This window comes from Bradyrhizobium sp. 147 (genome assembly GCF_023073935.1).
GTDB lineage: Bacteria > Pseudomonadota > Alphaproteobacteria > Rhizobiales > Xanthobacteraceae > Bradyrhizobium.
Genome location: NZ_JADPKL010000006.1, coordinates 26,291 through 48,249, shown reverse-complemented (window position 1 = coordinate 48,249; position 21,959 = coordinate 26,291). Strand labels below are relative to the sequence as shown.

Genomic DNA, 21,959 nt, shown 5'->3' with positions numbered 1-21,959 from the left:
GAGACTCCCAAAGTGGATCGGACTAGCTCTCGTCCTGCTCTGGCCGGGCGTCGTGCTTGCGCACGCCATCACGACAGCGCTGCTGCGTGTTGAACTCGTCGATAATCGCCTGCGCTACGCGCTGTCGATCGTGCTGCCGGAAATACCGATCGGATCCGCCGAGGGCCTGAAGGCGGCCGCCAATGGCGATCGCGTCGCCGCGGAGCGGATTGCTGGCTACGCGCGCGAAACCCTTTTCATCGAACTTGCGGGCGCGCGTTGCCGGATGGGTGTCGTGCGCATCGGCGGCGCCGGCGCGACCGACGCCCGCGGCACCATCGAGATCGACTTCACCTGTAACGCTTCGCAAGGCCGTCTCGACATCACCGAGGACTGGAGCGCGCTTCTCGGCGAGCATTATCAGACCCTCGGCAATGTCATGACATCGAGCGGTGAGCGGCAGGTCGCTTTCCAGGAGGGCTCCCGGAAGGTGTCGCTTGATCTCGATCGCCCGCTCGCTACCGGCTGGTTCGACTTCATCAAGCTCGGCGTTGAGCATATCGTCACCGGCTATGATCATCTCCTGTTTCTTGTCGCGCTGCTTGCGACCGCAAAGGGCCTAGGGTCCGTGGTGCGCATCGTGACGGCATTCACCGTTGCCCACAGCGTCACGCTGTCGCTCGCGACCTTCGGCATCGTTACCGTCCCGGACCGCATTGTCGAGCCGCTGATCGCCGCGACCATCGTCTGGGTGGCCTTGGAGAATCTTCTTTTCATCGAGCCAGCCCGACGGCGATGGATCTGGGTCTTCGGTTTCGGCCTTCTCCACGGCTTCGGCTTTGCGTCGGCTCTGGGGGAACTGGATCTTAAGGGACGGGCCATTGTACGCGCACTGCTGGGATTCAATCTCGGCATTGAGATTGGGCAGTTGCTCTTCGTCGCAATGATCATGCCCTTGCTGACGCTAATGAGACACGGGCGCGGAGCTTCCCTTACGCCCCGGATCGCGTCGCTGGCAGTCGTTGCGGTCGGTACTTACTGGTTAGCCGAGCGCATTTTTTATTGGTGAAGCAGAGCGACATTTGCCAGCGAGGATTATTGCACGAGCGAAGCCCTTATCCGTCTTGCAACAGAATACGATTGCGAGAGGTGCTGAACCTTAACGGACATCTTCCTGCGCCGCACCATCAGCACGCGCCCCTTTCGGGTGACGACCAGCTTCGACGATTTCGCCATCACGACCGGCCCGGCTTCTATGCCTGCCTCCGTTGCCCCAGGATTTTGGCGAGATGCCGCTCAATTACGGGCAAATGATCGCCTTGATAATCCCATCGCGCCGCGCGACCTGCTGCTCGAAGGCGGCGGGCGTCTGGTCGAGCGAGAAGCGATGCGTAGCCAGCGGCGCCAGCTTGACCTGCCCGCCTTGCGCGAGCGCGATGGCCCGCGGATAGACCTCCGGCATGCGGCGCGAAAACTTGATCGACAGGCCCTTCCGACGCGACTCGGCGCCGCTCAGGATGTACTGATTATTGTCGGGGATGCCGACGAGAACGACCCGGCCACCGATACGTGCGGAGCGCGCGGCATGCTCGAAGCCGTGCGATGAGTCGGTTGCCTCGATCACCAGATCGACGCCGCGGCCTTCCGTGGCGTCCGCGACCTCGGCGTAGCTGCCGCAAGCCACGTCCGCCCCGAGGTCGCAGGCCAGCGCGGTACGCTGCTCGACGGGGTCAATCGCGATGATCTTCCCGCTGCCTGCGAGCCGCGCCAGCTGCACGAGCAGTAATCCCACCGGCCCGCAGCCGAGCACCGCCAAGGTTTCCAGAAGCCGCGGACGCGCCAGATCCATGGCATGGATCGCGACACCGAGCGTCTCCAGGATCGCCGCGCCGGCCGGATCGATGCTGTCAGGCACCAAATGCACGGCGGATTTTGGCACGCAGACGAATTCGGCCATGGCGCCGTTGTAGGGCGCGTAGCCCAGGAACTTCACATTGGGGCAGAGATTGGTGTGGCCGCGGTGGCACCACTCGCAATGGCCGCAGGGAATGGAGGGATCGACCGCCACCAGCGCGTCGGCCGAGAACCCCGCCTTGCGCGCCGAGTCCGGCGTGAGCACGCCTGAGAATTCGTGCCCCAGAACGAACGGCGTTACGCTGGTCGGACCGGTTGTTCCGCCCTCGAGATAGGAATGCAGGTCGCTGCCGCAAACCCCGACTGCCTTGACGCGGACGATGAGCTCGTCCTCCGCGAGCGGCCTCGGCTCGGGGATATCGAGGACGCGGATATCACGAATGTCCTGGAGCACCGCAGCGCGCATGTCGACGCCATCCTTCTGAGCAATTGTCTCGCCCATGTTACATATGTAACAGCGGGGAGACAAATGCTTTTGCGCGCCTTTCGGCGCACGTCCGCTGCGCGTGGACAGGGGTGCGCACGGCGCGGAATTAATAGCGGCGAGGGAACTTACGGCTATTTCTGCTTGTCGATCAGTTTCAGCGCGGCAACGGCGGTGTTCTCGTCGGTCACTAGCACCTTGCCGATCCGGCCCCGCAGCACCGACGCGATGATCGGCGCCTTGTTGGGCCCCCCGGCGATCAACATCGACGTAGGCACACGCGCCAGCTTCTCGAGCGGCATCGCAATGGCGCGGCTGTTGATGCCGTGATCGATAGGCCTGCCGGTCTTGTCGAGAAATTGCGCCAGGACGTCGCCGACGGCGCCTGCCGCGCGCAGATGCTCAGCGCGGACGTCCGGCGGCAGCCCATGCCGCATCAACAGCGAGCGCGGCGTCATGTCTCCCATGCTCAGGAGCGCAAGATCGATCCGTTCAACGCTGTTCAGCACCTCCTGATAGACCTCTTGAGCCAGGAAGGTGTCGCGCGAGCGCCGGCTGCTGACGAAGATCGGAGCGGCCAGATAGCTGCACTGGGCGTGCAGCCGGTGCGCGAGCTCGCCCGCAATCTCGAACGTGTTGAGCTCAAGTCCGCGTGACAGGCCGCCCATCATGGAGACGATGGAGAGTTCGGGATAGTCCGCCGGCGTGACGTAACGGATCGTCTCGCGCAACGTTGCGCCCCATCCGATACCGATGATGCGCGGCCGCTTCTGTTCGAGGAATTTCGAGAGATACGCTCCCGCCGCCATCCCGATCAGGCTGCCGACCTGCTCGGGATTCTCCGGGCTCGGGATGACGACGGCGTCCTCGAGGCCGCATTCCCGGCGCAAGCGATGCTCTAGCTCCGTGCAGCTCGCGAAGGCGGAGTTGAGGCGGATGTTGACGATACCGGTCTGCCGGGCATCCGACAGCATGCGGTTGACGCGGGCGCGGGTCAGCCCCAGCCGCTCGCCGATCTCGGCCTGGGTCAGGTTCTCCATATAGTAAAGCCAAGCGACCCGCAGGATGGTTTGATCAGTCACGGCGCAGCCCCCGCAGCGGCCCCAAGGCACAGTCAGACGTCGGCGGCATTTGAGGCGATCTTTCGGTGGTCGTCAAATCTGCGGCATGTGGATTCCGTCATGCGGGCTTCGCGCCCGGTACGCCATCCTCGACCACAAAGCTCGTCATCCGGCGCACGGCGCTTGCGGCGTTCTTGACGTCGTCGAGTGCCTCGAATCCCACAGTGCAATGCCGGGCGTCGAGCTCGACGGTCGCATAGCCGCGCTTGTCGCCGCGCGCATAGACCAGATGCGGATTCTCCGCCAATGCCTTGCGCACACTGGCTTCGCTCGGTCCGTCAGAGGTGATCGACGTGCCGACGAACTCGGTCGCGATGGTCGGGCCATCCGGGCGGGCGAAATCGTGCTTCAGATCGGCGGCAAAGAAGGCATGACGGTCGCCGCCGATTACGACCGGATTGCGCCGGCGATGCGTCACGAGCGAATCAAGGAGACGGCGGCGTGCATTGGGATAACCGTCCCAGCCGTCCATCCAGAAATGCGCGCCATCGTCCCCTTCCCTCTTGTCCGGCGCCATCAAGGTCTGCTGCGCGACGATAGTCCAGCGGCCGCGGCAGTCGCGCAGGCCCGCATCGAGCCATTGCTCCTGTTCGCGCCCCAGCATCGTCCGCGCTTCGTCCGTCCGGCCTGCACAGTCCGTCACCCAGGTCGGCCGCCCGCTTCCGACACACGCCGATGCCGAACGATATTGCCGATCGTCGAGCAACAGCACGTCGAGCATGTCGCCGAAGCGATAGTGCTCGTAGATCGTGGCGTCCGCGCCGCGTGGACGCGCCGAGGGCGGCAGCGGCATGTGCTCGTAATAGGCCTGATAGGCGGCCGCGCGGATCTTCAGAAACTGAACAGCATCGCGCACCGTGTAGGAGCGATCATTGGCATAATCGTCCATCACCTCGTGATCGTCCCAGACCGAGAGCCAGGGAAAGGCGGCGTGCGCCGCTTGCAGGTCGGGATCGCTCTTGTAGAGCGCGTAGCGGTTGCGAAATTCCTCGAGCGTGGTCGGAATTCCGACGCCGTGCTGGCGGACGTGGCGCGATCCCCAGGATTTCTCATAGATGTAATCGCCGAGATGCACGACGAGGTCGAGATCGCGTGCGGCCATGTCGCGGTAGGCGGCAAAATAGCCTTGCTCGTATTGCTGGCAGGATGCGAAGGCAAAACGGAACGACCGCTCCGACCCCGCGGGCGCGGTTCGGGTGCGGCCGACCGGGCTGAGCGCCGGCCCGACGCGGAAGCGGTACCAGTAAACCCAGTCCGGCCGCAGCCCCGTCGCCTCGACGTGCACGGAATGCGCCAGCTCTGCGGTCGTCCGCACGATGCCGCGCGAGGCGATGCGCGAGAAGGCCTTCTCGTCGGCAACCTGCCATTCAACGTCCACAGGCGTGGGCCCCATGCCGCCGCCCTCGAGCGGCTGCGGCGCAAGACGGGTCCACAGGGTGACGCGATCCTCCCGCGGGCATCCGGAGGCAACACCGAGCGTGAAAGGATCCGCGTCAAACGAAACCGGCGCTCCCCGCACGAACCCGGCGGGCGCAGCCAACGCGGCGCTCGCCAGCGACCCCACGAGAAAGCGACGGCGGGGAATCATGCGCGGGCCGGCGCCGTTTCGAGCTTGCGACGGATGCTAACGGCGAGATCCGGCCGGTCGGTCGTGATCTGCCGCACCGGTTGGCCCAGCCAGTAGCTGATATCCTCGGGCGTGTTGGTCACCCACGCACCGATTCGCGCCGGACCGAGGATGCCGAGCGCCAGCGGCATCGCTGGCATCAGCAGTGTCTTCTCGATGGCCACGATGCAGTCGCGAATTCTGGCGAACCGCTCGAGCGCCGGCTTGATCCCGCCCATCATCTCGGCCGAGCGGCGATCGAGCGAAGCCAGCACCTGCGCGTCCGGTGCCTGCTTGCGGACGGTTTCGATCACCTCGGGGACGAAGCAGGTCAAGATCGCCCGCCGCTGCAGCCCGCGTCGCCTGATCTCCTCGATCAGCTTCGCCTCGAGTCCCTGGTAGACGTTGCCCAGGGCATCAGTCTTGATCTCAATTTGCAGCTCGAGCGCCGTATCGCTGAAGACGTCGAGCACCTCGCCGAGGGTCGGAATGCACTCGCCGCCAGCATCGCGGAGCTGGATCGAGGTCAGGTGCTTCAGGCTGCGCTCGCCGACTGGGCCAGTGCCATGCGCGGTACGGTCGAGTAAGGGGTCGTGGATCACGACGATGCCACCGTCTGAGCTCTGGTGGACGTCGAACTCTACCGCGTCGGCGCCAAGGCCATAGAGGTTACGGAATCCGAGAATGCTGTTCTCGGGCCAAAGGTCACGTGCCCCGCGATGACCGGCAATGATAACCATGATCAGTTCCTACTTGCTGCTGTCGACAAGACCCTTGATGAACCAGCGCTGCAGCAGCAGGACGACCAACACCGGCGGCAACATCGTGAGGAGCGCACCACTCATCGCGATGTTCCAGGCCGGCTCGCTGTCGGAGCGAGGGATCAGGCCCTTCAACGCAATGACCGCCGTTGCCATGTCCTTGTCGGTCGTGAACAGCAACGGCCAGAGATACTGATTCCAACCGAACAGGAACAGGATGATGGCGAGCGCGACCATGTTCGGCACGGAGAGCGGCAGCAGGATGCTCCAGAAGAAGTGTAGCGGCGAGGCGCCGTCCAGCCTGGCAGCCTCGCATAGCTCCTCCGGGATCGTCAGGAAGAATTGGCGAAAGAGGAATGTGGCAGTGGCTGAGGCGATCAGCGGGAGGACCAGTCCGGGATAGGTGTTGACCATATTCCATTCGAGCGCGATCGCGACCTCGTGCCCGCTGATCCAGGCCCAGAGATCCGCGACATGCAGCGCATCCAGAAGCCATTGCAGCGGCAGCGCCGCATTTGCCACGGCTTCGAAGGTCGGCACGATGCGAACCTCGATCGGCAGCATCAGGGACGTGAAGATGAGCCAGAATGCGAGCATTCGGTAGCGGAACCGGAAGTAGGTGATCGCGAAGGCCGAGAGCAGTGAGACCGCGATCTTGCCGGCCGTGATGCCGAGCGCCACGATAACCGAATTGGCGAAAGTGCGGCTGAAATTGCCCTTGCTCCAGGCCAGTTGCAGATTGTCGAAAAATTGACCTCCCGGCAGCCACGGCAAGGGCACCTTCTGCACCTCGGCCACGGTGAGCGAGCCGGCCACGAACGCGAAATACAGCGGCACGCAAACCATCAGCGCGCCGGCGATCAGGATCGCGTGGCAGATCACGTTGAGGACCGGCGAGCGTTCGACCATCCGGCTAGACCCCGTAATTGACCTTGCGGTCGAAATAGCGGAATTGCAGCAGCGTGCAGATCAGCGCAAAGCTCATCAAGAGAACCGATTGTGCGGCCGAAGAGCCGAGATCGAGATTGACGAAGCCGTCGACAAAGACCTTGTAGACCAGAATGTTGGTCGCACCGGCCGGGCCGCCTTTGGTCACTGCATCGATGATGGCAAAGGTTTCGAAGAAGCCATAGATGAAGTTCATCACCGTGAGGAAGAAGATGGTGGGCCCGAGCATCGGCAGCGCGATCGCGACGAAGCGGCGGATCGGACCCGCGCCGTCCACGGCGGCAGCCTCCATCAGCGACACCGGCACCGCGAGCAATCCTACGACCAGAAAGATGTAGTCGTAGCAGATGTGCTTCCAGGATGCTGCGAGCGTCACCAGAATCAGCGCATCGGTGGGATTGAGATTGGGGTCCCATGCAATGCCGAAACCGTGCAGCACCTGCGCGAGCGGGCCAACCGCCGGATTGAACAGGAAGGCCCAAAGGATGCCGGCGATCGCCGGCGCGATAGCATAGGGTAGCAGGATGATCGTGCGATAGGCCGAACGGCCGCGTACGATCCTGTCGGTCGCAAACGCCAGCACCAGCGCGCTGGTCAAGGTGAGCACGTTCTGCGCCACCGTGAACCAGAACGTCACCGTGATCGACTGGCGGTAATCGCTGCTCGCAAGCAGCGTCTTGAAGTTGTCGAACCAGACGAACTGGACGTTGGTCCCGAAGGGATCGCTGAGCAGGACGGATTGCATCAGCGCTCGCAGGGACGGAATGAAGAAGAAGAACAGCAGGATCAGCAATTGCGGCAGCAACAGCAGCATCGGCAGGCCGGGACCGTCGCCGAAATTGGCGCGCTTCAGTCCGGCCTCCTCACGCTGCCGCGTTCTGCTCGACCGTCGTGGGGTGCCGGCGAGTGCCGCCGGCACGGCCTTGGACCCGCGGCCCCCGTGCCTTCCCTGCAGCACGGGTGCGCGTGCCTCGCGCCACGGGATCGACAGGCGCAACGTCATGGACGCTCAGTTTCCGGAGTCTTCCCGGCGTTGAGTTTCTCGAATTGCCGCAGGATCTCGTTACCCCGCTTGACGGCGTCATCCATGGCCTGCTGCGGCTGCTTCTGACCGGCGAACACCGCCTCGACCTCCTGGCGCTGGGCCAGCATCGTCTGCACGAAGTTGCCGAAGCGGAAGCCGCGCGAATTCTCGTTCGGTGTGCCGCGCGAGAGCTGCAGCACCGCGATCTCCCGGGTCGGATGATCCTTGTAATAGCCACGTTCGCGCGCGAGCGCATAGGCGCGGTTGGTGGCGGGAACATAGCCAGTTGCGCCGTGCCACCAGACCTGGGTTTCCGGCTGCGCGACGAAATCCAGGAAGGCCGCGACGGCCTCGTATCGCTCCGGTGTGTGGCCCTTCATGACCCAGATGGCCCCGCCCCCGATGGTGCTGTTGAGAGGCGGATTGATGTCGCTCTCGTGCGGTAGGAAGGTGGCGCTCCAGTTGATGGTCGCGTTGCGCTCGATGTTGCCGTGTGATGCGGTCGAATTGACGAAGGTCGAGCACCGGCCCGACGTGAACAATTGTTCGGGACTGAAGCCCTGGCCCGCGATCTGCATCACACCGTCATCGAGCCATTTCTTGAGCCGCGCGACTTGCGAGACTACCTTCGTCTTGTTGTAGACGAACTCGGTACCGAGCCCGTCGAAACCGTTCGCGAGCGTACCGTAGGGCTGATTGTTGATGGCGCTGTAGTTCTCGAGCAGGCTCCAGTAGAAATCGCCGGGCAGCACTGTGCCGCACTCGCTGATCCCCTTGGACTTGATGGCGTAGAGCTGCTTCTCCAACTCCTGCCAGGTCTCGGCTGGCTTGTCGAAGCCGGCCTTCTGGAAGTGATCCTTGTTGTACCAGAAGATCGGCGTCGACGAGTTGAAGGGCATCGCCGACATCCGGCCCTTGTAGCTCCAGAAGCTTGCCACGGGTTTGATGAAGTCCGAGAAGTCGATCTTGTAACCCTTCTGCTCCACCAAATCCTGCACGGGGACAATGGCTCCTGACAGCAGCATCGTCATGTAACCGCGCTCGGCGATCTGCACCATTTCCGGCGGCCGCTTGGCGCGATAGGCGGCGATCACCCCGTTGGTCACCTCGTCATAGTTCCCTTTGGCGACCGCGACGACCGTGTACTTGTCCTGCGAGGTGTTGAACTTCTCGACCAGCTCATTGAGCCGGTCGCCGAGGACGCCACTCATGGCATGCCACCACTGGACCTCGACCCGCGCCTGCGCCGGACCAACCAATGCCAACGCGCCGAACAAGGCCGCAATGAATGCGACTTTCCTACCCATGGGCAGCCCTCCCTAGCCCGCCAAAATGCGGTCCTATACATTTGTATTTCTATCATGACATATGTGTCGATATGATGAAAGGGCTCGAACGCCCTCTCCTGCGTAGGCAGCCACCTCGGATGCAAACCGCGCCTGGGTAGGTCCGGTCCAGCTGGCAATGGGGCTACGAAGCGCTTCGAATTGCCCGGCCGACCTTCTGCAGGGCCTCGAAGGCGGAAAAGCGCCGATCGACCCAGTCCGCCAGAGCAGCCTGAGGTCGAGAAATGTCTCCCAGAACCGACATCGCCTGCATCGCCTCGCCGAGATCGGCATGGTCGCCCGAGGCGACCGATCCAAGCATCGCGGAGCCGAGCAGGACGGCTTCCGGGGATGCCGACGCGGCGACCGTCAGCCCCGTCATATCGGCGAGGACTTGCCGCACGAGGGGACTCTTTGCGGCACCACCGCTGACCACCATCGTATCGACCGCAATGCCCTTCTCTTGCTGAGCGCGAACAATCTGCTTCGCCCCGCAGCCGAGACCGCACAGCCCGGCGAGATAAAGCGCCAGCAGGCTCTCCAGATCCGAGCGCATATCGAGCCCGGCAATCAGCGCACGCGCATCAGGATCTGCGAACGGCGCGCGATTGCCGAGGAATTCGGGGACGACATGAATCTCGCCGACCAACTGCGGAATCATTCCGGCACCGCCGCGAGATTCGGTTTCCGAGGCAAGCCAATCCGCAAGCGTCTGCCGCTTCTGGCGTGCAGCCTGTGCCGCTTGCGAGGAATGCGGATGCATCTGCAACAGATGCTCGATGGCAGCGCCGGCGGCCGACTGCCCGCCTTCATTGAGCCAAAGTCCGGGCACCATGGCGGAGAAATAGGGTCCCCACACGCCGGGCACGAAAGACGGATCCGGCGTGGTCGTCATGGTACAGGCGGACGTTCCGAACACATAGGCCATGCGCGTGAGCACCGTGCCCGCCGTACCGCGCGCGCCCACCGTACCAACACCGCCGGCATGAGCATCGATGAGGCCAGCGGCGACCGCCGTACCCGCGGTGAGGCCGAGATGGGCCGCGGCCTCCGCCGTCAGACCCGCCGCCAGTTTTGTTCCGCCGGGCACGATCTCGGTGCCGATCCTGCGAAACTGCTCGTCCGCCAGCACGCCGAGGCCGACCTTGCGGAAGAATTGATCGTCCCAGCGGGCTTCGTGACCCAGATAGGTCCACTTGCAGGTCACGGTACAGATGGAGCGAGACAGGCTCCCTGTCGCACGCCAGGTGAGAAAGTCCGTCAAGTCCATGAACTGCCACGCACGGGAGAATGTGTCAGGCATGTTTTCCGCGAGCCACAACAGTTTTGGCGTCTCCATCTCCGGTGAGATCGTTCCGCCGACATAGTCGAGAACTTTTTCGCCCGTCTGATTGATCCGGCGCGCCTGATCGGCGGCGCGGTGATCCATCCATACAATGATGTTGCGCTCAGGATCGCCGGACGGGCCGACGGGCAGCGGCGCGCCTCCCTCGCCCAGCACCACCAAGGAGCAGGTCGCGTCGAAGCCGATTCCCGCGATGCTGTCCGGAGCGATGCCGGCCTGTACCACCACGCCACGCACGCTGCGGCACACGGCACGCCAGATATCCTCGCTCGACTGCTCGACGATGTCGCCGGCCTCCCGCCAAAGTGCGATGGATGCGCTGTCACTCGCAAGGAGCGCACCGAAGCGGTCGAACACGCCGGCCCTTGCGCTGCCGGTGCCGACATCGATGCCGAGAAAATGGCGGTTATCGGATTGCTTGGCCATGGATCGCCGGTCGGAGAATGCTACAGATCGTTGCTCTGCGGCAGAATGACGAGGTCGCGGATGGTGACGTTTCTCGGACGGGTCAGCATAAAAAGCACCGCCTGCGCGACTTCCACCGGCTGCATCAAGCCCCCGGCCGCCATTTCCTCCTCGATCTTCGCCTTGGGCCAGTCCTTGATCAGCGCGGTCACGACTGGACCGGGCGCAACGGCGCCGACGCGCAAGCCGTGTTTGGCGACCTGGCGGCGCAGCGTATGCACGAAAGCCTGCACCGCGTGCTTGGACGCCGTGTAGATCGGCTCCCAAACGACGGGGACGAGACCGGCGATCGAACTGGTGACGATGATGTCGCCGCTCCTGCGCTCGACCATGTGCGGCAGCACCGCATGGACCGACCGGAACAGCGCATTGATGTTCAAATTGAGCATGCGGTCCCAGGCGTCGGGATCGCCGCCAAGCACCTCGCCGCCAACATAGGCGCCTGCGTTGGCATGGAAGATGTCCAGCCGGTCCGCTTTCTCCAACACCTGCGGCATCATGGCCTTCATGCTCTGAGGATCGGTCAGATCGATACGCAACGGGATCGCCTGGTCGCCCAACTCGGCGCAGGCGCTGCTCAGCGCCTCCTCCGCCCGATCGATCAGCACCACCCGCGCGCCAGCCCCGATCAATGTTCTGGCGCATTCGAGACCGATGCCCGATGCGGCGCCGGTGATCGCGGCAACCTTTCCTGCTAGTTCCTGGGCCACGGCTTGTCCTTCTTGTGAGAGTTATTCAAGCCCGGCCATGGGACAGGCGCGAGCGCCGTGCCAGCGAATCGACGACGACTGCTACGGCAAGTACCCCGCCCGTGATCATGTACCGGAGCGACGAGGAGAGATCGAGCAGTGTGAGCCCGCTCGCGATGGACTGGATGACGATGATGCCGAGGAGCGCAGAATAGGCGCTGCCACGGCCGCCAAAAAGGCTCGTGCCGCCGATGACAGCGGCTGCGATTGCATTGAGGTTGACGTCTCCGGTGCCGGCCTGTTGGCTGGACGACGCCAGGCGCGCCGCGGCAAGAATGCCGCCAGCGGCTGCCAGCGTGGAGCACAGCATGAAGGCAGTCAAATAGACCCGGCGAACGTTGATGCCGGCCCGGCGGGCTGCCTCGCGATTGCCGCCGACCGCAGACATCGAGCGACCCCATTTGGTCCGCGTCAACGCGTAGTTCATGACCACGCACAAGCCGACGAACAGACCGAACATCCACGGCACGCCGCGCCCGAGATTGAGATAGTAGACGATGAATTCGAGCACGACAGTAACCAGCAGCGCCTTCAGCACCATGCGGCCAGGCGAACTCGCCGACAGTCCTGCCTGCCGACGGCGGACTGCCGTGCGATAACCGGTCACGAACATGACGAGACTCGCGACCGCCGCCAGCGCGTAGGACACGATCGGCGGCATGACAAGCATCTGCCCGAAATCGACCAGCGGCGATCCGTAAGGAAGATTGATCGAGCCCGAAGAACCGAGCAGATACAGCTGGAGCCCGAGCCAGGCCAGCAGGCCTGCCAGCGTCGACACGAAACTCGGCATCCCGAGGCGATTGAACAGAAATGCGTAGAGCGCGCCGATGCCAGCGCCCATTACCAACGCCGTGACGATCGCCACGGCGACCGGCCAATCCTGACCGACCCAAAGCACGCCAATAAGCGCCGAAGCGAACCCGCTCACCGAGCCAACCGAAAGGTCAATTTCGCCGACCATCAGGATGCAGACGATGCCCAGCGAGATGACGCCCACCGTCGAGCAATCGAACAGCAAATTGACCAGATTGTTCGGCTCCAGAAAAACGGGGTTGAGGCTCTCGAAGACCGTGCAGATGACGATGAGTCCGACGACCACCGGCAGCGAACCCAGGTCGCCCGATCGCACGCGGTCCACGAAAGCGCTGACGATGCTCCCGAGCGTATCCGCGTGCTTGAGTCGCTCGTCGCTCCGGTCGAGCGGGCGCGCCGTCGAGACCTGTTGCGTGTCGCTGGTCATCGCTGCTGCTCCGCCGGCTGATGGGCGCGACGCCGGCCGGCGCGCCGCGAGACGGAGTTCTCATCCGCACCGGTAATCGCAGTGACGAGATCCTGATTGGAAGCGTCCGGTCCGAATTCACCGTTGTTGCGGCCGAGACGCAATACCAGGATCCGGTCGGCCACGGCGCGTACGTCCTCCATGTTATGGCTGATCATGATGACACCGAGGCCGCGGGCGCGGACGCGCTCGACAAGGTCGAGCACCTCGGCGGTCTGGGCGACGCCAAGTGCTGCGGTCGGCTCATCAAGCAGGATGAGCTTCGGCTCCGTCAGCAGCGAGCGTGCGATCGCCACAGTTTGGCGCTGTCCGCCGGAGAGCGAAGCAACGGGCTCGCGCACGCTCGGGATCCGCGCCGACAGCTCGTTGAGCAAGGTCCAGGCGCGAAGCTCCATGGAGACCTCATCGAGCCGCATTGGATTGAGCTCACGGCCGAGGAAGATGTTGGCGACCACGTCGAGATTCTCGCAGAGCGCCAAGTCCTGGAAAACGGTGGCTATGCCGAGGCGGAGCGCCGCGGCGGGATCGGCCAGGACGACATGTTCGCCGTCGAAGGCGATCGTTCCGGCGGTGGGCTGATGCACGCCGGCGAGGATCTTCACCAGCGTGGACTTTCCAGCGCCGTTATCGCCCACGAGCGCGACGACCTCGCCGGCATGCACGTCGAGATCGACATCAGTGAGAGCGGAAACGGCACCGAAATGCTTGGAAATTCCGCGAAGACTCAGAACCGGCCTGCGCGGTCCGCCCTGCGGGTGGTCGACATTCGAGATCGTGGTCATTTCCAAGTCTCTTCTCTCGTCGTTCGTCCCGGCCGCCGGAAGCGGCCGGGACAAACGCAGCTACGGTGTTATGCCGAGCTTCTTGCAGCCGGCGGCATATCGGCCCGTGCAGAGCTGATCGGCCGTCTGGATTTTCTTATCGATGATCTCCGCCTTCAGGTTTTCTTGAGTGACGACCGCCGGCACGAACAGCTTCGATGGCGCATTGAACAGCGTGGTTTCCGCCTTGGGCGTCTCGCCGGACAGGAATTTCACCGCCGATTGGGCAGCCGCAGCGGCCACAATCTCGCTGGGTTTGGAAATCGTGTTGTACTGATCGCCGGCGATGATGAGCTGAAGCGCGGCGATGGTCGCGTCGTTGCCCGTCACCGGCGGCACCGGATCGACACCGGCGGCCTTGAAAGCGGCAATTGCGCCACCACCCGTGCCGTCATTGGCGGCCACCACGCCGAGGATCTTCTTGCCAAAGCGGGTGATCTGGCCGCTCGCCCATTGCTGCGCCTTGGGCGGCGCCCAGTCCGGCGTGTCGTATTCGGCGAGAATGGGATAGCCGCTCTTATCAAGACCCTCATGGATGCCCTTCTTGATGAGTCCCGCGGCGGCATCGGTCGGCGACCCGTTGATTTCGAGCACGCCTTCACCCTCCTTCGCCGTGACGTTGGCGGCTTTCAGATGCTTGACCAGCGATTCGGAGATGGCCTTGCCGATGGCTTCATTGTCGAAGGACACGTAAAAATCGACCTTGGCATCGGGGACCGGCCGGTCATAGGCGATGACCTTGATGCCCTGCGATTGTGCCATCTTGACCAGGGAGGCTGCGGCCGTCGAATCGACGGGGTCGAGCACGATCACCTTGGCGCCCTGCGAGATTGCCGAGTTGAACTGCTGCTGCTGCCGCGCGGCATCTGCACTGGCGTTCTGGTAGATCACCTTGCAACTGGCGCAGAGTTTCTTCATCTCGGCCGCGAAGCCCGGATAGTCGTGCTGTTCGTAGCGGGTGGAGGCCTGGTCGGGCATCAGGAAGGCCACCGTCGCGTCCTTCACCTCCGCGGCCTGCGAGAACGTGGCTGTCGTGCCCAGCAGCGACACGGCCAATGCGATCGTGCAATATTTCGGCGACAACTTTTTCATTCGTACTTTCCTTTCCGGAACTGAATGTTAGACTGCTCTCGTTGATCCATCGAAGACACGCCTTCGCTGCTCCATGACCGGCGGCGATGGGTGCCGATGCACTGAAGCCACCAAAAATTTGGACAACCGTCTCCAATCGCAGACCGCCATCGGCGTGTCCGCGTCGCTCTTGCCGTAGTGAACCTCCTCCCCTTTTTCTCCTTTACCGGCTATGCAGCACGTGCCGCGTTGATGTTCTGCGCCAACAATCGCCTGAAGCGCGAAGGCGGCATTCCTTTCTCGGCCAAGAACTGTCGGTTGAAATTGGAGAGATTGTTGAAGCCGACTTCGAAGCAGATGTCGGTGATGGACGCGTGCTCGTCGCTCATCAGTATCTGACAGGCAAGATTGATGCGAAGACGCTTGACGTATTGCACCAGTGACATGCCGGTGTGCCGGCGGAAGGAGCGCGAAAACGCGCTCTGCGACTGGCCAGCGATAGCCGCGAGCTCAGATTCACCGAAAGGCTGCGTCAGGTTCTGCCGGATGAAGGCGAGTGCCTTGTTCATGCCCGCGGACATGTATCCAGACGGGTCGGGCAGATATTTCGGGCTGGAAAGCGGACGCGCATTTCGGGCGCGGCTGAGCGTGCCCAAGATCATCAGGAACAGCTCGATCCGGCGCACGCCGTTCGCCGCCACGATCTCCTCCATGAGCGGGGCGATCTTGTCGCTGATGCTGCGGCTGAAGAGCGCGCCACGGCGGGCGAATTCCAGCAGCGTGGCGAGGCCCGACAGCTCGGGCATGACCTTCATCATGTCACCGATGAATTGTTCGCTGAACTGAAGGATGCGTCCGCGAAGAGGAATGGTGCTCCCCGCCGGCAGATCGCTTACCCAATTGTGCGGCAGGTTGGGGCCGGTGAGCACGAGATTGCCCGGCTCGAACTCGCCGATAAAGTCGCCAACGAAATAGCGACCGCTGGTGGTCACAACCTGATGGAGCTCGTATTCGGGATGGAAATGCCAGCGGACCGTGTGGAATGGATAGCCGTGCGACCACGCCTTGAACGACTCGCCGCGCCGTATCTGGACGACTTCCAGGTCCGGTTCCATATCCGCTCCCTTCAGGCCGGTGCGGTTTACAGTTTTCCGCCCCTGTTCCTTATCGCTGAATCTTGTTCAGCGCTTCCTCTCGCGCGGAGAGTAGCGACCCGTACCTAGGCACGCCACCACCATTTCAATGCTGAACTGATACTTTTTTGACGTGCGGCACGCAGTTCCGTAGCCCCCGCGGCGTGGGCGGATCGACTGCAGCCGCTGCTACGTAGTGCTTGGACAACGCGCTCAAGATGACTGAGGTTGAACACAGCAGGAACAGGCTGCTGCTGAAATCATGCGACGCGCTGGATCCGCAGAGAAGTGACTGGACCAGTGCGACCGTTTCAAGCTTCCTGAGCATAGATTTTTCTTGATCTCTCGGTGCACACGCGGTGCACACGCCGCCTCCTAACCACTGAAACACTTGAGCTCTCGCTCGATCATCGGCAAGTTTGAGCTAGGTCCAGCCAGCGCAAAGAGCACCAGATCCAATTTGGGGTTACAATAACCCTTTCGTGCGGCGAGTCCGAATACCCACGCAGCCTGGCGCAATAAGAAGGTGCGCGCGCTTGCAGCTCGCCCACGCTCTGCCCCAGTGCTGTCGCCTAGTGCGCTAGTAGTTGGTTGCCGACCTCTCATTCGGGATCCCATTGATTGGGCATTCGGCGGTGCCCGCGGTCCCACGGGTCATCGCCTCGACCATGTCACGCGTGCCTTCGGGATCGGCGGTCCATTTCGAATAGAAGTCGTAAGGACAGGCCGCGAGACCCTTTGCGCTTTCGCCGGAGTTGATCATGCCGGTATAGCCGCGATGTACGAGCTTGTAGAGGTGGTTCTGCGATTGGTTGTTGCGGCGGGCATCACGAATCAGATGCTTCGACAGCGCCGCGTATTGGATGCCATATTCCTCCTCGCCGGTTTCGCCGAGCGTGCGGCCATCGAAGCCGATGATCGCAGAGTGGCCGAAATAGGAATAAACGCCGTCAAAGCCCGCGGCATTGGCGACCGCAACATAGACATTGTTGGCCCAGGCCATCGCCTTGGAGATCAGCACCTGCTGTTCCTTGGCCGGGTACATGTAGCCCTGGCAGCGCACGATCAGTTCGGCGCCCTTCATGGCGCAGTCACGCCAGATTTCCGGATAGTTGCCATCGTCGCAGATGATCAGGCTGACCTTGAGACCTTTCGGGCCGTCGGAGACATAGGTGCAATTGCCGGGATACCAGCCTTCGATCGGCACCCACGGCATGATCTTGCGGTATTTCTGCATAATCTCACCCCTATCATTCATCAAAATCAAGGAGTTGTAGGGCGCCTTGCGAGGATGCTGCTCGTGACGCTCGCCGGTGAGCGAGAACACGCCCCACACTTTCGCCTTGCGACAGGCTTCGGCAAAGATCGCGGTTTCCTCGCCCGGCACGATCGACGCGGTCTCGTACATCTCCTTGGAGTCATACATGATGCCGTGGGTGGAGTATTCCGGGAAGATCACCAGATCCATGCCCGGCAGGCCCACCTTCATGCCCACCACCATGTCGGCAATCTTGCGCGCGTTGTCGAGCACCTCCGCCTTGGTGTGCAGGCGCGGCATCTTGTAATTGACGACTGCGACGCCGACCGTGTCGTTGCTGCTGGAGATGTCACCGTGAAGCATTGGTATTGCCTTCTGCTCTGGTTGAAAATGAGACGCCGCTGAAGCGGCGGCGTTGATGTCAGTGGCTGATCATCCAGGGACGCGCGGTAGGAAAACCCTTCGCGCCGCTCTTGCTCCTGGTCATCAGGCGCACCGGTTTCGTCTTGCCCGTCGAGCAACAGCCGCAGCCGGGCCCGTGCGAGGCCTTGTATTGCGCCACCGTCTGCGGCGCATACGTGCTGCGTTCGTTGACCGCATGGGCCTTTCGCTTCTCCGCCGGCATGCAGAAGAAGTTCGGCGCGGTGAGGATCACGCGCTGCGCCATGTCTTCACATTGCGGACAGGGCTGCGGATGGTCGCATTCCGCCATCGGTCGGAGATCCTTGAAGGGTCCGCAGCCGTCACAGAGATATTCGTACATCGGCATCTTTGACCTCGACGCATTTGGTGATCGTATGTGCGGAGACGGCCCCTCACCCTGAGCCTCTCGCCGTAAGAACGGGGAGAGGGAGAGAGGCTACTTGTCCGGCGATATCGGCATCTGAATATCGCCCTTGATGTGCTTGATCGGTCCCGCCGACGACGGCATGACGTCGAAGTCGAAGATTTCCGTCGGCAGCCACAGCGTGGCGCAGGCATTGGGGACGTCGACCACGCCGGAGATGTGGCCCTGGCACGGCGCAGTGCCGAGGATCGAATAGGCCTGAGCACCGGAATAGCCGAACTTCTTCAGGTACTCGATGGCGTTGAGGCAGGCCTGGCGATAGGCGATATGGACGTCGAGATAGTGCTGCTTGCCGGCCTCATCGACCGAGATACCTTCGAAGATCAGATAGTCCTTGTAGTTCGGCGTGATCGGCGATGGCTTGAAGATCGGGTTCTTGATGCCGTATTTCGCCATGCCGTCCTTGATCACCTCGACCTTCAGGTGCAGCCAGCCGGCCATCTCAATCGCGCCGCAGAAGGTGATCTCGCCGTCACCCTGGCTGAAGTGCAGATCGCCCATCGAGAGACCGGCGCCGGGCATATAGACCGGGAAATAGATCTTCGAGCCGCGGGAGAGATCCTTGATGTCGCAATTGCCGCCATGCTCACGCGGCGGCACCGTGCGCGCACCCTCTGCGCCGATCTTGTCTTTGACCTCGCCCTTGGCGCGACCGCCATGGGCGGTCGGCGCAAACGGCGGATTGGCCAAACCAGGCACGCGGGTCGGATTGGTCGAGATCAGCTCGGCCTCGCGCTTGTTCCAGGTGTCCAGCATCTTCGGATCGGGCAGACAGCCGATCAGGCCGGGATGGATCAGGCCCGCGAAATTGACGCCGGGCACGTGACGCGACGAGGTGTAGAGACCCTTGATGTCCCAGATCGACTTCTGTGCTATCGGAAAATGATCCGTGAGGAAGCCGCCGCCGTTTTGCTTGGAGAAGAAGCCGTTGAAGCCCCACAGGCTTTCCTTGAGCGGACCGACATCGAGTAGGTCGACGACGAGGAGGTCGCCGGGCTCGGCGCCCTTGACGCCGATCGGCCCCGACAGAAAGTGCACGATCGACAAATCGATGTCACGCACATCATCAGCGGAATCGTTGTTCTTGATGAAGCCGCCGGTCCAGTCATAGGTCTCGATGATGAAATCGTCGCCAGGATTGACCCAGGCCACGATCGGGATGTCGGGGTGCCAGCGGTTGTGCACCATGTCGTTTTCGTAAGCCGACTTGGTGAGATCGACCTTGATCAGTGTCTCTGGCATCGGGATGCTCCCCTTTTACACGGTTGGTTAGACGGACAGATATTTCGACACTTGCGCGGCATCGACGGAGTCGCGCGGATCGTCCCTGACGATCTCGCCGTTCTCGATCACCAGCACGCGGTCGGCGATATCGAGCGCGAAGCTCAGAACCTGCTCGGACACGACGATCGACAAGCCTCGCTCATCGCGGATCCGCTTCAGCGTGCGCGCCATGTCCTTGATGATGGATGGCTGGATGCCCTCGGTCGGCTCGTCCAGCAGCAACACCTTCGGCTTGGTCGCGAGCGCACGCGCGATCGCGAGCTGCTGTTGCTGGCCGCCGGAGAGATTGCCCCCGCGGCGGCCCTTCATCTCCAGGAGCACAGGGAATAATTCGTAGATGTCGCCCGGCACCTCGGTTCCGCCGGAGACGGCGAGTCCGGTCTCGATGTTCTCCTTCACCGTCATTGCCGAGAAAATCATGCGACCTTGAGGCACATAGGCGAGGCCCTTGGCGACCCGCTCGTAGCTCGGCAGGCTGCCGAGCTCGGCGCCGTCCATCGTCACCGAGCCACTTCTGGCCGGCAGGATGCCCATCAGCGACTTCATCAGCGTGGTCTTGCCCATGCCGTTGCGACCCATGATCGCCACGATCTCGTTGGGCGCGACCTTGACGTTGAGCCCATGCAACACCTCGCTCTGGCCGTAGGCGACGTGAAGATCGGAAATTGCCAGCATCAACGCGCTCCTTAGTGGCCGAGGTACACTTCGATGACTTTGGGATCGTTCTTTACCCGCTCCATGGTGCCCTCGGAGAGGATCTGGCCCTGGTGCAGCACGGTGACCTTGTGCGCGATGTCCTCGACGAACTTCATGTCGTGCTCGATCACCAGCACCGAGCGGTTCTTGATGATGCGGTTGAGCAGCTCGGCGGTCTTGGCACGCTCGGAGACGCTCATGCCGGCCACGGGCTCGTCGAGCATCAAAAGATCCGGCTCCTGGATCAGCAGCATGCCGATCTCGAGCCACTGCTTCTGGCCATGGCTGAGCTCGGAGGCATAAGTGTTGAGCTTCTCGTTGAGGAAGATCATCTCCGCCACTTGCTCGACCCGCTCCTTCACCGGCTGGTCGCGCTGGAAGGTCAGCGAGCCGAACACAGTGCGGCCGCGCGGAAACGAGATCTCGAGGTTCTCGAAGACGGTGAGATCCTCGAACACCGACGGCGTCTGGAATTTGCGCCCGACGCCTGCCTTGACGATCTCGTTCTCCTTCAGCTTGGTCAGCTCTGTGCCACGAAACTGGATCGAGCCTTCGGTGGCCTTGGTCTTGCCGCAGATCAGATCGAGCACCGTGGTCTTGCCGGCGCCGTTGGGACCAATGATGACACGGATCTCGTTTTCCTCGACGTAGAAGGAGAGGTCTTTGACTGCCTTGAACCCGTCGAACGAGACGGTCAGTCCTGAGACTGCGAGCAGAAAATCCTTGGGCTGACGTCCAACGAGCATGATGGTCTCCTCACTCTGCCGGCGCGCCGTCGGCGACCGAATTGTCGTTCCAGCCCGCCTTCGACTTACGCGAGGCAAACAGCCGATCGATGCGCGGCTGCACGTAATCAGCCCAGAGTCCGGACAGGCCGTTCGGGAAAGCGAGCACGACCGCGATGAACAGCGCGCCGAGACCGAACAGCCAGAGTTGCGGGAAGGATTCCGACAGGCTGGTCTTGGCGAAATTCACCAGAATTGCGCCCCACACCGCACCGAAGATCGACATCCGCCCGCCGACCGCGGTGTAGATCACCATCTCGATCGACGGCACGATGCCGACAAAGGACGGCGACATGAAACCGACATTGAGCGCGAACATGGCACCGCCGATCGCGGCGAAGATCGCGGCCATGCAGAAGGCGAAGATCTTGAAATTGGCAACGCTGTAGCCGGAGAAGCGGACGCGGTCTTCTTGCTCACGCATCGCCACCAGAATGCGGCCGAGCTTGGTCAGGCGGATGAACTGCGCGATGCCGATGCAGACGAACAGCAACACCACCTCGACGAAGTAGAGGATGACCTTGGAATGGTCCGGCCGGATGTCCCATCCCTTGAGGGTTCGCAGGTCGGTCATGCCGTTGATGCCGCCGGTGTAGCCCTGCTGCCCGACGATCAGGATGGTCAGGATGGCCGCGACGGCCTGGGTGATGATCGCGAAATAGGTCCCGCCGACGCGGCGCTTGAACATCGCCGTGCCGATGATCAGGGCAAAGAGACCGGGGACCAGAATGATGGCGAGCATGGTGAGCGTAAGACTGTGAAATGGCTGCCAGAACAACGGCAACGAGGTGATCTGATTCCAGTCCATGAAATCCGGAATGCCGGGCGTCGACTGGATTTTCGTGTTCTCGACGCTGGACGCCTCGAGCTTGAGGAACATTGCCATGCAGTAGCCGCCGAGGCCGAAAAAAACACCCTGGCCCAGGCTCAGGATGCCGCCATAACCCCAGCACAGCACCAGGCCGATCGCGACAAAGGCGTAGGTCAGATATTTCGCGACCAGGTTGAGGCGAAAGACGTCCAAAGTCAGCGGCAGGATCACGAACAGAACGGCCGCCAGCGCGATGAAGCCGATGAGCTCGGATCGATTGAAGAAGCGTGAGCTGATGATCATGACTTGC

20 protein-coding genes are annotated in these 21,959 nt (G+C 62.5%); 1 reads left to right on the top strand and 19 read right to left on the bottom strand.

Annotated elements, in window-relative coordinates; all coding sequences use genetic code 11:
* The first annotated feature begins 52 nt into the window (after window positions 1-52).
* Entirely contained in the window at window positions 53-1,048 is a 996-nt protein-coding gene (locus tag IVA87_RS35250; protein ID WP_247305163.1) for a HupE/UreJ family protein, read from the top strand.
* Window positions 1,049-1,279: 231 nt separating this feature from the next.
* Here the strand turns inward: IVA87_RS35250 and IVA87_RS01445 are convergent, their stop codons facing one another.
* The 19 genes from IVA87_RS01445 to urtC all read right to left on the bottom strand — a co-directional run bounded on the left by IVA87_RS01445 (window position 1,280) and on the right by urtC (window position 21,952).
* Window positions 1,280-2,335 carry an alcohol dehydrogenase catalytic domain-containing protein gene (locus tag IVA87_RS01445; RefSeq protein WP_247332428.1) on the bottom strand — a complete coding sequence of 352 codons (1,056 nt, stop codon included), beginning with the start codon at window positions 2,333-2,335 and terminating at the stop codon, window positions 1,280-1,282.
* 116 nt (window positions 2,336-2,451) lie between these two features.
* Complete coding sequence (locus IVA87_RS01440; protein WP_247305158.1) at window positions 2,452-3,399, bottom strand: sugar-binding transcriptional regulator; 948 nt, start codon at window positions 3,397-3,399, stop codon at window positions 2,452-2,454.
* Window positions 3,400-3,496: 97 nt separating this feature from the next.
* Window positions 3,497-4,978 (bottom strand): alkaline phosphatase D family protein, encoded by a 1,482-nt coding sequence (locus tag IVA87_RS01435; RefSeq protein WP_247332426.1) that lies wholly within the window; start codon window positions 4,976-4,978, stop codon window positions 3,497-3,499.
* Window positions 4,979-5,022: 44 nt separating this feature from the next.
* Complete coding sequence (locus tag IVA87_RS01430; protein WP_247305153.1) at window positions 5,023-5,784, bottom strand: glycerophosphodiester phosphodiesterase family protein; 762 nt, start codon at window positions 5,782-5,784, stop codon at window positions 5,023-5,025.
* 9 nt (window positions 5,785-5,793) lie between these two features.
* Window positions 5,794-6,714 (bottom strand): ABC transporter permease subunit, encoded by a 921-nt coding sequence (locus IVA87_RS01425; RefSeq protein WP_247305150.1) that lies wholly within the window; start codon window positions 6,712-6,714, stop codon window positions 5,794-5,796.
* 4 nt (window positions 6,715-6,718) lie between these two features.
* On the bottom strand, window positions 6,719-7,567 hold the full coding sequence (locus IVA87_RS01420) for an ABC transporter permease subunit (RefSeq protein ID WP_247305639.1): 849 nt from the start codon (window positions 7,565-7,567) through the stop codon (window positions 6,719-6,721).
* 185 nt (window positions 7,568-7,752) lie between these two features.
* Window positions 7,753-9,084 (bottom strand): extracellular solute-binding protein, encoded by a 1,332-nt coding sequence (locus IVA87_RS01415; RefSeq protein WP_247305147.1) that lies wholly within the window; start codon window positions 9,082-9,084, stop codon window positions 7,753-7,755.
* Between the two features lie 163 nt (window positions 9,085-9,247).
* Window positions 9,248-10,873, bottom strand: a complete 1,626-nt coding sequence (locus IVA87_RS01410; RefSeq protein WP_247305144.1) for an FGGY-family carbohydrate kinase — start codon at window positions 10,871-10,873, stop codon at window positions 9,248-9,250.
* Between the two features lie 20 nt (window positions 10,874-10,893).
* A complete protein-coding gene (locus IVA87_RS01405; protein ID WP_247305141.1) occupies window positions 10,894-11,622 on the bottom strand; it encodes an SDR family oxidoreductase in 729 nt (242 codons plus the stop codon).
* Window positions 11,623-11,647: 25 nt separating this feature from the next.
* Complete coding sequence (locus tag IVA87_RS01400) at window positions 11,648-12,904, bottom strand: sugar ABC transporter permease (RefSeq protein ID WP_247305138.1); 1,257 nt, start codon at window positions 12,902-12,904, stop codon at window positions 11,648-11,650.
* A complete protein-coding gene (locus IVA87_RS01395) occupies window positions 12,901-13,725 on the bottom strand; it encodes an ATP-binding cassette domain-containing protein (protein ID WP_247332424.1) in 825 nt (274 codons plus the stop codon). Before IVA87_RS01395 ends, IVA87_RS01400 begins: the two co-directional genes overlap by 4 nt.
* 60 nt (window positions 13,726-13,785) lie before the next feature.
* On the bottom strand, window positions 13,786-14,856 hold the full coding sequence (locus IVA87_RS01390) for a sugar ABC transporter substrate-binding protein (RefSeq protein ID WP_247305131.1): 1,071 nt from the start codon (window positions 14,854-14,856) through the stop codon (window positions 13,786-13,788).
* A 209-nt stretch (window positions 14,857-15,065) separates the two neighbouring features.
* The gene (locus IVA87_RS01385; protein WP_247305128.1) at window positions 15,066-15,950 is read right to left on the bottom strand and encodes an AraC family transcriptional regulator; all 885 of its coding nucleotides are present in this window, start codon (window positions 15,948-15,950) and stop codon (window positions 15,066-15,068) included.
* Between the two features lie 598 nt (window positions 15,951-16,548).
* Window positions 16,549-17,589, bottom strand: a complete 1,041-nt coding sequence (locus tag IVA87_RS01380; protein WP_247332422.1) for an aliphatic amidase — start codon at window positions 17,587-17,589, stop codon at window positions 16,549-16,551.
* A 58-nt stretch (window positions 17,590-17,647) separates the two neighbouring features.
* The gene (locus tag IVA87_RS01375) at window positions 17,648-17,995 is read right to left on the bottom strand and encodes an FmdB family zinc ribbon protein (protein ID WP_247305121.1); all 348 of its coding nucleotides are present in this window, start codon (window positions 17,993-17,995) and stop codon (window positions 17,648-17,650) included.
* 90 nt (window positions 17,996-18,085) lie between these two features.
* Window positions 18,086-19,315 (bottom strand): formamidase, encoded by a 1,230-nt coding sequence (fmdA, locus tag IVA87_RS01370; protein WP_247332420.1) that lies wholly within the window; start codon window positions 19,313-19,315, stop codon window positions 18,086-18,088.
* 27 nt (window positions 19,316-19,342) lie between these two features.
* On the bottom strand, window positions 19,343-20,032 hold the full coding sequence (gene urtE, locus IVA87_RS01365) for an urea ABC transporter ATP-binding subunit UrtE (RefSeq protein WP_247305114.1): 690 nt from the start codon (window positions 20,030-20,032) through the stop codon (window positions 19,343-19,345).
* A gap of 11 nt (window positions 20,033-20,043) precedes the next feature.
* A complete protein-coding gene (gene urtD / locus IVA87_RS01360) occupies window positions 20,044-20,799 on the bottom strand; it encodes an urea ABC transporter ATP-binding protein UrtD (protein ID WP_247305112.1) in 756 nt (251 codons plus the stop codon).
* Between the two features lie 10 nt (window positions 20,800-20,809).
* Window positions 20,810-21,952: an urea ABC transporter permease subunit UrtC gene (gene urtC, locus IVA87_RS01355; RefSeq protein WP_247305109.1), complete on the bottom strand. Its 1,143-nt coding sequence runs from the start codon at window positions 21,950-21,952 to the stop codon at window positions 20,810-20,812.
* Window positions 21,953-21,959 lie beyond the last annotated feature (7 nt).